The organism is Heyndrickxia camelliae (assembly GCF_002844575.1).
Lineage (GTDB): Bacteria > Bacillota > Bacilli > Bacillales > Bacillaceae_C > Margalitia > Margalitia camelliae.
This window is the reverse complement of the sequence record NZ_PIQO01000001.1, coordinates 41343-54254: the sequence shown is the minus strand read 5'-3', so window position 1 is coordinate 54254 and position 12912 is coordinate 41343. Positions and strand designations below refer to the sequence as shown.

Genomic DNA, 12912 nt, shown 5'->3' with positions numbered 1-12912 from the left:
ACTAATCCAACTTAGAGTTTTTAAATGTTTCTGGAAAAATCATGAATAAAAAAACCTACTCAACGAGCAAGTAGGTAATGAATACAAATACCGTAAAATGATTTATAGCTTAAAAGGTTGAATACAGTATAACACACTGATTAAATAATATGCTGAGTTTTTCAAAACAAATTCAGATATTATAATTCCTAATACACAAAAACTACAAGCCAACTATGACTTGTAGTTTTTTTCTAAATATATGCCTTATCTTGTTCCTTCTGAAAAAAGCTTCTCATCGCATAAAAGACATCAGATTTTTGTTTTAAAATATAATATCGGAACTTTTCATCTTTGACGTTTTTATAGGCGGTCATGAGAGTCGAATGCCTGTTATATTGATTTACCTCACCATAGCCAAACATATTGGATACCTTCATTAATTCTTCTACAAGCTTAACACAACGAGCATTATCAGATGTAAGGTTATCGCCGTCCGAAAAATGAAATGGGTAAATATTAAATCTTGCTGGATCATATTTTTCTTCGATCAACCCAAGAGCTTTGCGGTAAGCAGATGAACAAATCGTACCACCGCTTTCCCCTTTGGAAAAGAAATCTTCCTCCGATACTACCTTTGCTTCTGTATGATGGGCAATAAATTCGATATCAACGGATTGATATCTGGTTCTTAGGAAACGTGTCATCCAAAAGAAGAAGCTTCTTGCTATATATTTTTCCCAGACCCCCATGGATCCGCTTGTATCCATCATCGCCAAAACAACAGCCTTTGATTCTGGTTTTTCGACTTCGTTCCATGTCCTGAATTTTAAATCCTCTGGAACGATTGGATAAAAGCTTGGTTTGCCATGAATGGCGTTTCGTTTAAAGGCAGACATCATCGTTCTTTTCTTGTCGATATTTCCCATTAAACCAGTCTTACGGATATCATTAAATTCGATATCCTCGACGGTATTAAGATCCTGCTCCTTTCGTTGCAGGTTAGGTAGCTCCAGTTGCTTAAATAATGCCTCCTCCAGCTCCATTAAGGACACTTCCGCTTCGTAGTAGTCCTCACCTGGCTGGTCTCCAGCACCTTCGCCTTTGCCCGGACCTTTCTGCGGATTTCCGTCCCTTGCTACTACATCTCCCACTTTACTGTCGCCGTCCCCCTGGCCGACATGCTTGTTTTTGTCATAATTATAGCGAATTTTATATTCATCTAATGAACGAATCGGAATCTTGACCACATCACGGCCATCTGACATGATGATGCTTTCTTCTGTTATGAGATCTGGCAAATTATTTCGAATGGCTTCCTGTACTTTTTCCTGATGCCGTTTTTGATCATCATGTCCTTTTCGATGGAGGGACCAATCTTCATTTGAAATCACAAATTGTTGATGTTCTGATTGAGACATGGAAACTTTTCCCCTCCTATAAAAATTTTTTTTAAAAGTGTCACCAAATAAGTGTTTATGACATACAATATTTTGGTTACCAAAATCACGATAAAGAAAAATATTGATACTCTATCCTATGCAGAAATTTTTAATTATTTACAAGTAATTGCGAGAAATGTGTTGCTGCCTAACGATGGACAAGCTTATTTTTCGATAAAAGACAAAGGTAGGAATTACTCCTACCTTGTTTTTTGTACTGTTTAGATCCAACGACTCGATGAGTAGGTCGCTTTCACTTTATGTTTATCGATTCAATAGGCTTCCTACATATCGTAATAAATCATTAGCTGAAGTAGAATTATAGCCATGCTCATCAATGAGACGAGCGACCACTTCATTAATTTTCTTCAATTGTGTTTCATCCGGTGTTTTGGTGGATGTAGTAATTTTTACAACATCTTTTAAATCAGCGAATAGCTTTTTCTGAATTGCTTCACGGAGGCGATCGTGCGAATTGTAGTCGAATCGCTTACCTTTTCTTGCATATGCAGAAATTCGGATTAAAATTTCTTCTCTGAATGCTTTTTTTGCATTTTCAGAGATTCCAATTTGTTCTTCAATGGATCTCATTAATTTTTCATCTGGATTAATTTCTTCTCCTGTTAATGGGTCACGAAGCTTCACTTTATTGCAATATGCCTCCACATTGTCTAAATAATTATCCATAAGGGTTTTAGCTGATTCCTCGTACGAGTATACAAATGCTTTTTGAACTTCTTTCTTAGCCAATTCATCATATTCTTTACGAGCCAGGGAAATATAGTTTAAATACTTCTCCTTCAACTCGGATGTAATTGATGGATGCTGATCCAAGCCTTCTTTTAAGGAACGGAGAACATCAAGCGCATTGATGGATTGTACTTCCTTGCGAATAATCGTGGAGGAAATCCTGTTAATGACATAACGCGGATCAATGCCGCTCATTCCTTCTTCCGGATATTCTTTTTTCAGCTCTTCTACATCTGCAGAGTTAAATCCTTCGACATTTTCACCATCATATAATCTCATTTTCTTTAAAAGGTCAATGTCGCCGCGCTTTGGCTCTTTTAAACGGGTTAGGATTGTAAACATTGCAGCCACTTTTAAGGTATGTGGAGCAATATGAACATCTGCCACATCACTTTCATTAATCATCTTTTCGTAAATTTTTTCTTCTTGGGAAACTTTTAAATTATACGGAACAGGCATAACGATGATACGTGAATGCAAGGCTTCATTTTTCTTATTGGCAATAAAGGAGCGATATTCTGTTTCATTTGTGTGGGCAACAATTAATTCGTCTGCGCTGATTAAAGCAAATCTGCCTGCTTTAAAGTTCCCCTCTTGTGTTAATGATAACAGATGCCATAAGAACTTCTCATCACATTTTAGCATCTCTTGGAATTCCATTAATCCGCGGTTTGCTTTATTTAATTCCCCATCAAATCGGTAGGCACGCGGATCGGATTCAGAACCATATTCAGCAATAGTGGAAAAATCAATACTTCCGGTTAGATCAGCAATATCCTGTGACTTAGGATCAGAGGGGCTGAAGGTTCCGATTCCAACACGGCGATCCTCTGAGAAGAAGACACGCTCGATGATCACATCTTCAATTCTTCCACCATATTCCTGTTCCAGCCTCATTAAATTAAGCGGAGATAGATTTCCTTCAACACGAATACCATATTCTTCAAAGAAATCCTGTCTTAGATGACTTGGAATTAAATGCAGTGGATCCTCATGCATCGGGCATCCTTTGATAGCATATACTGCCCCTTTATCTGTACGTGAATAGGCCTCCAGCCCTCTTTTGAGCATAGTTACTAATGTTGATTTACCGCCACTGACTGGCCCCATTAATAGTAAAACCCGCTTTCGCACATCTAAACGTCTTGCTGCGGGGTGAAAATACTCTTCAACTAGTTTTTCCAGAGCTTCTTCTAAGCCAAATAATTGCCGGCTAAAAAACTCATATTTTTTCTTTCCATTTACTTCGCTTACCCCAGCATCCTTAATCATATTGTAAACACGGGAATGAGCCGACTGAGCAATCCATGGTCTTTCTTTTAATAACTCCAAATAATCAGCAAATGTCCCTTCCCAATATAACTTCTCTTCTTCTTCACGGTAATGTGAAAGTCGTTTTAAAATGTCCATATAGACCTCCCCTTGTCACTTGTTAAGAGACACGATTTATATACTTTATGCTTTTAGAGAAGTGAACATGAATGAAATAGACAAGAATAATCTGACAAAAATTATGGAAATATAGTGATAACCTATTCGGCAAGATTGTCAAACAATTGATACAAATGAAATGAAAGAGCATTCACATTTTCAAAAAATTGGGCTATAATAACTGGTAGACATGTAATTTGGGGCGAAGGAGGCGTACATATCAATGAAAACATTAATCATTTTGCTTGGAATTATAGCATTCCTAGCTGCGATCTTTACTGCGGGGTATGAAGATAAGCCGGGTGTTAACAAATAATTAGAAAAGTGCATGCGCCTTACTTATCAGTAGTATGGAATTCGGAGTCTTTGACCGGGATAGCGGAAGAGGTAGTTCACTGAACATTGCACCACAGTGTAATTTTACCTGATGTTGACTTATCGTAGGGAGAAGACGCAGAATCCGATTGGTGCAGGAACTAGATAATGAAATAAAAAAATCTTCCATCGGGAAGATTTTTTTATTTTAGATTTGGATATCCTTGTTGTCTTAATGCTTCGTACACTAGGATTGCTGCTGTATTTGACAGGTTCAAAGAACGGACATTATCATTCATTGGTATTCTTAAAAAATGATCTTTATTTTTTTCCAATAAATCCTTCGGTAATCCTGTCGTTTCTTTTCCGAACATAAAGTAATGCTCTTTCTTCACATCACTAAAATCGAAAGATGAGTGAGGCTTTTCACCATATGTTTCAATATAATAAAACTCTCCATTTTGATTTTTAGAAAAAAAGTCATCCAAAGAATCATAATAAGTTATATTTACAGCATGCCAATAGTCCAGTCCCGCTCTTTTTAACATTTTATCATCCGTTGAAAAACCAAGCGGGCGAATTAAATGCAGTTTTGTATCAGTTGCAGCACATGTACGAGCAATATTGCCAGTGTTTGCCGGAATTTCTGGTTGATATAATACAACGTGTATTGCCAAGAATGGTCACCTCTATCTTTATTTTCCTTACCCATTATAGCATACATAGATTTTTCTCAAGATTTCGGGCACGTGCCTTCCTCCATTGTGACCGTTCTCCTGATTTTCTCGCGACTTCGGGCACTTTCTTACCTCCATTGTGACCGTTCTCCTGATTTTCTCACGACTTCGGGCACTTTCCTTCCTCCATTGTGACCGTTCTCCTGATTTTCTCACAACTTCGGGCACTTTCCTTCCTCCATTGTGACCGTTCTCCTGATTTTCTCGCGACTTCGGGCACTTTCCTTCCTCCATTGTGACCGTTCTCCTGATTTTCTCACGACTTCGGGCACTTTCCTTCCTCCATTGTGACCGTTCTCCTGATTTTCTCACAACTTCGGGCACTTTCCTTCCTCCATTGTGACCGTTCTCCTGATTTTCTCGCGACTTCGGGCACTTTCCTTCCTCCATTGTGACCGTTCTCCTGATTTTCTCACGACTTCGGGCACTTTCCTTCCTCCATTGTGACCGTTCTCCTGATTTTCTCGCGACTTCGGGCACTTTCCTTCCTCCATTATGACCGTTCTCCTGATTTTCTCACGACTTCGGGCACTTTCCTTCCTCCATTATGACCGTTCTCCTGATTTTCTCGCGACTTCGGGCACTTTCCTTCCCCGAATGTGACCGTTCTTCTGATTTTTTCACCACTTCGGGCACTTTCCTTCCCCGAATGTGACCGTTCTTCTGATTTTTTCACCACTTCGGGCACTTTCCTTCCTTCAACGTGACCGTTCTCCTGATTTTCTCGTGACTTTAGGCACGTTCCTTCCTCCATTGTGACCGTTCTTCTGACTTTTTCACAACTTCGGGCACTTTCCTTCCTCCATTGTGACCGTTCTCCTGATTTTCTCGCGACTTCGGGCACTTTCCTTCCCCGAATGTGACCGTTCTTCTGATTTTTTCACCACTTCGGGCACTTTCCTTCCCCGAATGTGACCGTTCTTCTGATTTTTTCACCACTTCGGGCACTTTCCTTCCTTCAACGTGACCGTTCTCCTGATTTTCTCGTGACTTTAGGCACGTTCCTTCCTCCATTGTGACCGTTCTTCTGACTTTTTCACAACTTCGGGCACTTTCCTTCCTCCATTGTGACCGTTCTCCTGATTTTCTCGCGACTTCGGGCACTTTCCTTCCTCCATTGTGACCGTTCTTCTGATTTTTTCACAACTTCGGGCACTTTCCTTCCTCCATTGTGACCGTTCTCCTGATTTTCTCACAACTTCGGGCACTTTCCTTCCTCCATTGTGACCGTTCTCCTGATTTTCTCGCAACTTCGGGCACTTTCCTTCCTCCATTGTGACCGTTCTTCTGATTTTCTCGCAACTTCGGGCACTTTCCTTCCTCCATTGTGACCGTTCTTCTGATTTTCTCGCAACTTCGGGCACTTTCCTTCCTCCATTGTGACCGTTCTTCTGATTTTCTCGCAACTTCGGGCACTTTCCTTCCTCCATTGTGACCGTTCTCCTGATTTTCTCGCGACTTCGGGCACGTTCCTTCCTCCATTGTGACCGTTCTCCTGATTTTCTCGCGACTTTGGGCACTTTCTTACCTACAACGTGACCGTTCTTCTGATTTTCTCGTAACTTCGGGCACTTTCCTTCCTTCAACGTGACCGTTCTCCTGATTTTCTCGTAACTTCGGGCACTTTCCTTCCTCCATTGTGACCGTTCTTCTGATTTTCTCGCGACTTCGGGCACTTTCCTTCCTCCATTGTTACCGTTCTTCTGATTTTTTCACAACTTCGGGCACTTTCCTTCCTCCATTGTTACCGTTCTCCTGATTTTCTCGTAACTTCGGGCACTTTCCTTCCTTCAACGTGACCGTTCTCCTGATTTTCTCGTAACTTCGGGCACTTTCCTTCCTCCATTGTGACCATTCTTCTGATTTTTTCACAACTTCGGGTACGTTAACTTCCTTGATTGTGACCGTTCCCAATTAATATTAGCATTTAGGTCATCCGCCTATCCCTATTAACCATCCACAATCGTAAAAAACTTATACTGAATATTAGGTGTGTAGGCTGAAGAATCTTCATATGCCCAGTAACGGTTACGACTATTATACGTGTGGGCATTGACAAGCGGCATCCCATACGCATCCTTCGCCGTTACAATCGTATTATGGTCAAAACGGCCATCTCCCTGAAAATCCAGACATATAATATCTCCTAATTTCAATTCTAGCGGGGAACCAACTTGTTTGGCTCGTAATCCAGATTTTGAGGTACTTAAGTACTGCATTAAACCATGAGCTAATGCCCAACTATAACTATAATTATTATTTTGCATCCACCACCCCTGTCCTCTATTCGGATAGCCCCTCATTGGTCCGCCTCCTTCATGCAGGCATTGGGAGATAAAATTAGTGCAATCGTTGGTAAACTTTCGATATTTCGGATTATAACTATTCCACCACGTTTCAGCATACTGCACTGCTTTTAGACGGTCATAATAGTAACTCAGTCTTGCCTCATTAGCATTTGCTTCTGCCTCCAGATTTAGGGGTTGATTATCTGGAACATTCAAATCAATAAGGACTTCCTGATCACTGTATATTCTTTTACGATAAAAGGAGGCTTTGCGATTTTCGACTTCTTCCTCCATATACATTTTATCTTTTTGCTTGATTAAATACTTTAAATGCACCTGATAAAGAAGAATGGTCTGACCGTCTTCTTCCTGCCTATCCTTAACCGCTGCGCTAGCTTGCACCTTAACAATTTCTGCATTGCGCCGAGACATAAGATCCTTTTTTCTATTTATTTTTTCATCATCGCCAGAGTTATTGACCAATTGCTCTATACGTGATTCCAATTGTTTTTGAAGCTGAGATTTCATGTGAGCTCCCTCCTTCATATGGCCCTTTTCTTATAATTTGTTGCCTACGTGAAACGAAAATCCTCGCTAACAACCTAAATGTGGTTAACTATGAATAAGAAAAGATTCCCAGAACCATGACTGCTAAGGATGAATGACGAAAGGTAACGGTGGTTAACATATGCAGCCTTTATACAAAGATATGAAGGAAGAAAGAAAAACAAAACAAAATGGCCTATCCTAATTTGTAACAGGAAGTACAAGTGTATCTTTTTAATGTTAGAACACCGCGTGAAAGACGTGAATTCAATAATAGGTTGATAAAGAGGATAATAAAAGGGATCAATTACATTATTTGTACAGGTTGGTGACTACCAGAAAAAGCAAGTACATTTTGTTCCGTACCTTACTAGAGTAATACCAACTGCTAAAAAAAATTTAAAAGCGGAAGGGTATTGCAAATAGATATGTCTACATAACCGCGAAAATAAATATCAAATTTAAAACTCAACAAATAGAGCCACCATTTAAAAGCTTTCCTGAGCGAGAGGCAATTATTTATACTCTATGCATTGTAAAAAAAATAAAAACCATTGGTTCAATAACCAATGGCATACAATTATGGGAAAGAGTTATTTTTCGTGTTTTTTCATCATCCATCTTATAAAAAAATTCGGCTCTTTAATGCGGCAATTATGGAATGCAGAGATCTTCCAAAAACCATTTTGTTTCACTATTATATTCGTATTGATCGATTCTCTATTCTTCGAGTAATTTTTTTGCCGGGGCATTTTTGTATTACCAATACAGTGTACAATTGCTATATTCTCATTAAGAAAGCGGATGTTTGTTATTCTTCCTTGCATTTGTGAGCCTTTTAATACTCCTTTGAATAATTGTCGGTGAGACGTTTCCACTTCTTCTATACCTTTCAAATGTTGCCCAAAAAAAGTGATATAATCTACATCCTCGGTAAAGCAACCTGCAAAGGCTTTAGCATCACCTTGGCTCCAGGCTGAAAACAGTTGATTAAACAATGCTTCTATCCTTTCTTTTTCACTGCCCCATTCTTGTGTCATTTGATTATTCCTCTCCCTTATATTAATTTTTTATTCCATTTTTTACTTGTTCCATTAATTGAGAACACCATTTCTTCTCAAGTTCCCATTGGTTTTTTTGAAGCACCATTAAACTCCATATAGTTTTATAAAAAGGGGTCTCTTTCATCGGCTCTACTTGTTCAGGATTTTGATTAAATTCCAATTGCTGTTGCTTAATATGATGGATGGCTTGTTGACAATGTTTTAGATAATGATTAACCAAATATATTTGATCCTCATAGGTTAAAAATTCCAAAAAAATCACTTTAATATGAAAAATCTTCTGATAGTTACCGGGGTTTTTTTCAATGTCTAACATTAATTCATAGAAACGTTCCCTTCCTTTAGAAGTTATTTCAAAAGTTTTAGAAGATCTCTCTGTCGGAAAAGGTACTTCTTTAGAATCTGTTTCTTGGATAAGCCCTGTTCTATCTAGTTTGTTTAGAAGTGTGGAAAGCGTACCTCTGCTAACTTTTTCCCATGGACCTAATGTATCGTTGGCTATTTTCGAAATAAGATAGGCATGCAAAGGAAATTTCATTAAAAGGGAAAGAACAAAAAGTTCATACAATTTAAATATCCCTCCTTCATTTAGTTTTCATGAAATAGTTTTAATAAAACTGTATTCGATAATTTAATTTTTGTCAAAGAAAATTTTAAAAAGCTTTAAAAAATATTTAATCTGATGTGATATCAATGATTACTACTGGTTTCAGCTTTTTATGCGAACAATTGGAACACATCGACAATATAGCTGCTTGAGGCAATTGAATAGTTCGTATTCCTCCGAAATCACAAACATCAAAAAATATGTAGCAAAACAATAACAGCGATGAAAAAACTGTGGCAAAAGCGATTAAAAGGGGGTTATTCAACTTTGGTATGGTAGGTACCGCAAAATTATTTTCGTACAAAAAAAGGATAGGTCGGTGCAATACTTCTGCTCCTAACCTATCCTTTTTTTCATTTGATTATTTAAATATCTTCATTAATTAATTTAGATAGACCTTCTATAACTTCCTTTAAAACCTCTTCATCTGATTCATTTGCTTTCGCCTCAAGGAGTGCGTTCTTCGCTTCATCTCCGCCGATTTTTCCTAATGCCCATGCGGCTGTTCCACGCAATACTGGTCTTGGATCATTTTTTAACACTGTAATGATATCAGGTACTGCGGACGTTTCCTTAAAATGTGCAAGTGCAATTAAGGCATTTCTTTGGATCGGCTTTTTCCCTCTCCAAGATCCGGACATCTTTCCAAAGCTATCATTGAACTCGCGATTGCTAATAGATAGAAGGGGAGTCAGTTCCGGCTTTACTAGGTTTGGCTCAGGCTCCATTTCCTCATGAAAATGAAAATCTATTCCCTTATTTTTAGGGCAAACAGATTGACATGTATCACAGCCATATAAACGATTCCCTAATTTTACACGAAACTCTTCGGCTAGGAATCCTTTTGTCTGCGTTAAAAAAGCAATGCATTTTTGTGCGTTTAATTGTCCCCCTTGAACTAGAGCACCAGTTGGACAAGCGTCTAAACATTTTGTACAGCTGCCACATTGATCTTCCATCGGCGTGTCTGGTTCAAATGGAATATTGGTAATCATTTCTCCTAGATATACATATGATCCAAATTCCGGTGTGATAATGGAACAGTTTTTTCCGCTCCAACCAATCCCTGCCCGTTCGGCAACGGCACGATCGACAAGCTCCCCTGTATCCACCATTGATTTGCATCGAGCCTCAGGATTGTATTCCATAATGAATGCCTCTAGTTCCGAAAGTTTTCTTCTTAATATATGGTGGTAATCCTCTCCCCAGGATGCTTTGCAAAAAATCCCACGTCTTTCACCTACTTTTCCTTTCGGTGCATTTTCCATTTTCGAAGGATAGGCAAGTGCAATAGATATAATAGACTGAGGTTTATCGAAAATTAACGAAGGATTGGTTCTTTTGTCGATATCCTTCTCCTCAAATCCCGACTGATATTGAAGCTCCTGTTGTTTCAACAGTCGGTTCTTCATTTCAGTAAAAGGATCAGCGGTAGTAAATCCAATTTTGTCGATACCGATTGATTTACTATATTGTATAAGATCTTCTTTAAATTGTAGTAAGTCCATTATCATCACCTCGATTCTCTTTTTTACTCTCAAGACCAAAATATAAAAACGCAATATCCCGTTCTTCTGGCAAACGAAATACTGCGTTGATTCTAATGTTATGTATGGAGCGGGTGATGGGAATCGAACCCACGACAACAGCTTGGAAGGCTGTAGTTTTACCACTAAACTACACCCGCATTAGGTTTCAAATATTTTTCGACAACCTTTTGTCGACTTTTTTATTATACATGCCTTTAGGAGGATTTTCAAGTATTTTTATTAATTTTTTTCTGATGACTTTTTTTATGATTTAGAATGATTGCGTTTGTGCGGTTTCCTTGATGCAATTTCCTGTGTTTTTTTGTCCTAGCCCTTTTTTTACTTCCAAACGTAACGTTTCACCATTACCGCTTTAACTCGAGATGTATGCAATCCCCATCGCACCAAATAAAAAGTGTCCCTATCCAGTTAATCCGGATGGAACACTTCTTATCCTTATATACTTGTGCTACTTAATTTTTTTGCCGGGATATGTCCTGATTTATTTACCTTTGTTTCTAAATACCGTTTATTAAATTCGGAAACATCTCCCCAAAGTGGAATGTGGTTGTCTACTGATAAACCATGCTTTTTCAATGCTTCCAGTTTCTTTGGGTTATTGGTGATTAATGTTACAGGTTTAGAACGCAGGAATTCTAGAACTCTTATCGGTTCTTCATAACTGCGGATATCATCAGCAAATCCGATTGCGTGATTTGCTTCTACTGTATCCAACCCCTCTTGTTGAAGAAGATAGGCGAATGATTTCGTAAATAATCCAATTCCTCTTCCTTCATGGTTGGCAAGATAGAAAATAGCACCGGATTTATTTTCCACAATCATCCTCATTGATTGTCGTAATTGAAAACCGCAGTCGCAGCGTTTGCTTCCAAAAATATCCCCTGTATGGCATATGCTATGCATTCTAATTAAAGCATTTTCATCATGCTCAAAATCCCCGTAAACTAGTACAGAAGATTGTTGGGCGGAAGCAAGATTCAAAGATGGTAAAGCATTTAAAATAGCCTCTTTATCAGAGGAAATATTATCTAAAACCAACCAGGTATACCATTTAAAATGAAAAACCTGATCATCCAGTTGAATAGGTAAATTAATGGGACCCACTACACATATATCCTTTTGATCTGCTCTCGAAAGGATTGTCATTTTATCTGTAAGAAGTTCTTTTACTTCTGGTGAAATCATATTTATCTCCTCTTTTTGCTATACAGTTAAAATCTTCAACCGTATTATTTTGACGAGCGAGTGTATTATAGCATATTTTCGAAATGAATATGAATTTTTTGTTTTATCATTTTTACCCGTTTAAGCGGTTGAGCCTTTCATATTAGAAATTCATGATAAAAAGGCTCATTCATCCATTTAATATTTGTTGAGGACTTATTAAACGAAAACAATTGGCTTCATTTGAAAAGTCAATTTTCATTTTCTCATCATAGAAAACTGCCTTTGCTTTCTCTATATAAAGATTCCATTTATTTGTTTCAATTGCTATCTCATTGTCCTCTGTTTCCGGTGTAAACCATAGTTCGACTACACCATTTACAGCGCATCCACAACCATCCGTATTATACTTCAGTTTCAAAAAGCCTTTCTTTCCTTTTATCTTTTCCTCTATTTTAAGTACTGCTTGATCTGTTATTGTAATTTCCATTTATGAAACTCCTCTCTGTTACAGTGATGAGTATTTGTTTGCTTTTCATTTCTATTTCAGATTACTCCTTCATCTTTTATAAGTAAAATAAAGATAATAAAAAAGGAAGGATTTCTGTAAAATTTGCAGAATTATGAAATATATAAAAGGAGGTTGATTATTATGTTTACAAAAATCGATTCTTTCATGGTGACATTAAACTAAAACGAAAAGGTGGAGAATCACATAATAACATCCATTTATATTAATGTGAAGACGAACGAAGTATTTACGGAAAAAGAAAAAAGTATGATGCATTCCATGCTGCTGCATACTTGTGCATGGTCGGCGAATGGCGGCGTCTTTTTAAATCCTCCGCAACAAGAGGACGAGGAGCCAAGCTGTATTTTTGAATTAGACTTAGTGTTTGAGAAGGCAATCTCAATGGAAGACGGAGAGCAAATATTAAAGGTGCTTCCAATAAAAATAAATTCATTATTCAGAAATGCAAAGCTTGAGGAGCCAACGGTAGAATTAAAGGAACATATTGTATCGGTTAAATAAGTGCAA

General features: G+C 38.0%; 14 protein-coding genes and 1 tRNA gene. 1 reads left to right on the top strand and 14 read right to left on the bottom strand.

Annotated features, from left to right (window positions below):
• Nucleotides 1–233 precede the first annotated feature (233 nt).
• The 14 genes from yhbH to CWO92_RS00200 all read right to left on the bottom strand — a co-directional run bounded on the left by yhbH (nt 234) and on the right by CWO92_RS00200 (nt 12363).
• A complete protein-coding gene (gene yhbH / locus CWO92_RS00270) occupies nt 234–1400 on the bottom strand; it encodes a sporulation protein YhbH (RefSeq protein ID WP_101352191.1) in 1167 nt (388 codons plus the stop codon).
• A 285-nt stretch (nt 1401–1685) separates the two neighbouring features.
• The gene (locus CWO92_RS00265) at nt 1686–3581 is read right to left on the bottom strand and encodes a PrkA family serine protein kinase (protein WP_101352190.1); all 1896 of its coding nucleotides are present in this window, start codon (nt 3579–3581) and stop codon (nt 1686–1688) included.
• Nucleotides 3582–4120: 539 nt separating this feature from the next.
• On the bottom strand, nt 4121–4594 hold the full coding sequence (gene trmL, locus CWO92_RS00260; protein ID WP_101352189.1) for a tRNA (uridine(34)/cytosine(34)/5-carboxymethylaminomethyluridine(34)-2'-O)-methyltransferase TrmL: 474 nt from the start codon (nt 4592–4594) through the stop codon (nt 4121–4123).
• 27 nt (nt 4595–4621) lie between these two features.
• Nucleotides 4622–5134, bottom strand: coding sequence for a hypothetical protein (locus CWO92_RS00255; protein WP_101352188.1), 513 nt, complete (start codon nt 5132–5134; stop codon nt 4622–4624).
• A gap of 13 nt (nt 5135–5147) precedes the next feature.
• Nucleotides 5148–5408: a hypothetical protein gene (locus CWO92_RS00250; RefSeq protein ID WP_101352187.1), complete on the bottom strand. Its 261-nt coding sequence runs from the start codon at nt 5406–5408 to the stop codon at nt 5148–5150.
• Entirely contained in the window at nt 5387–5668 is a 282-nt protein-coding gene (locus CWO92_RS00245) for a hypothetical protein (RefSeq protein WP_101352186.1), read from the bottom strand. Before CWO92_RS00245 ends, CWO92_RS00250 begins: the two co-directional genes overlap by 22 nt.
• Nucleotides 5647–6330, bottom strand: coding sequence for a hypothetical protein (locus tag CWO92_RS00240; protein ID WP_101352185.1), 684 nt, complete (start codon nt 6328–6330; stop codon nt 5647–5649). The genes CWO92_RS00245 and CWO92_RS00240 overlap by 22 nt, the downstream gene beginning before the upstream one ends.
• 273 nt (nt 6331–6603) lie before the next feature.
• On the bottom strand, nt 6604–7470 hold the full coding sequence (locus CWO92_RS00230) for an amidase domain-containing protein (RefSeq protein ID WP_101352183.1): 867 nt from the start codon (nt 7468–7470) through the stop codon (nt 6604–6606).
• Between the two features lie 611 nt (nt 7471–8081).
• Nucleotides 8082–8528, bottom strand: coding sequence for an SgcJ/EcaC family oxidoreductase (locus tag CWO92_RS00225; RefSeq protein ID WP_101352182.1), 447 nt, complete (start codon nt 8526–8528; stop codon nt 8082–8084).
• A 22-nt stretch (nt 8529–8550) separates the two neighbouring features.
• Nucleotides 8551–9120, bottom strand: a complete 570-nt coding sequence (locus CWO92_RS00220; protein ID WP_101352181.1) for a PadR family transcriptional regulator — start codon at nt 9118–9120, stop codon at nt 8551–8553.
• Nucleotides 9121–9524: 404 nt separating this feature from the next.
• A complete protein-coding gene (gene queG / locus CWO92_RS00215) occupies nt 9525–10667 on the bottom strand; it encodes a tRNA epoxyqueuosine(34) reductase QueG (RefSeq protein WP_158176849.1) in 1143 nt (380 codons plus the stop codon).
• A gap of 105 nt (nt 10668–10772) precedes the next feature.
• Nucleotides 10773–10846 (bottom strand) — tRNA-Gly (locus CWO92_RS00210).
• Between the two features lie 298 nt (nt 10847–11144).
• Nucleotides 11145–11894: a GTP cyclohydrolase II gene (locus tag CWO92_RS00205; RefSeq protein WP_101352179.1), complete on the bottom strand. Its 750-nt coding sequence runs from the start codon at nt 11892–11894 to the stop codon at nt 11145–11147.
• Nucleotides 11895–12063: 169 nt separating this feature from the next.
• Nucleotides 12064–12363, bottom strand: a complete 300-nt coding sequence (locus tag CWO92_RS00200) for an iron-sulfur cluster biosynthesis family protein (protein ID WP_101352178.1) — start codon at nt 12361–12363, stop codon at nt 12064–12066.
• A gap of 213 nt (nt 12364–12576) precedes the next feature.
• On the opposite strand from CWO92_RS00200, the gene CWO92_RS00195 reads away from it, so the two are divergent.
• The gene (locus tag CWO92_RS00195) at nt 12577–12906 is read left to right on the top strand and encodes a hypothetical protein (protein WP_133120508.1); all 330 of its coding nucleotides are present in this window, start codon (nt 12577–12579) and stop codon (nt 12904–12906) included.
• Nucleotides 12907–12912: the final 6 nt, after the last annotated feature.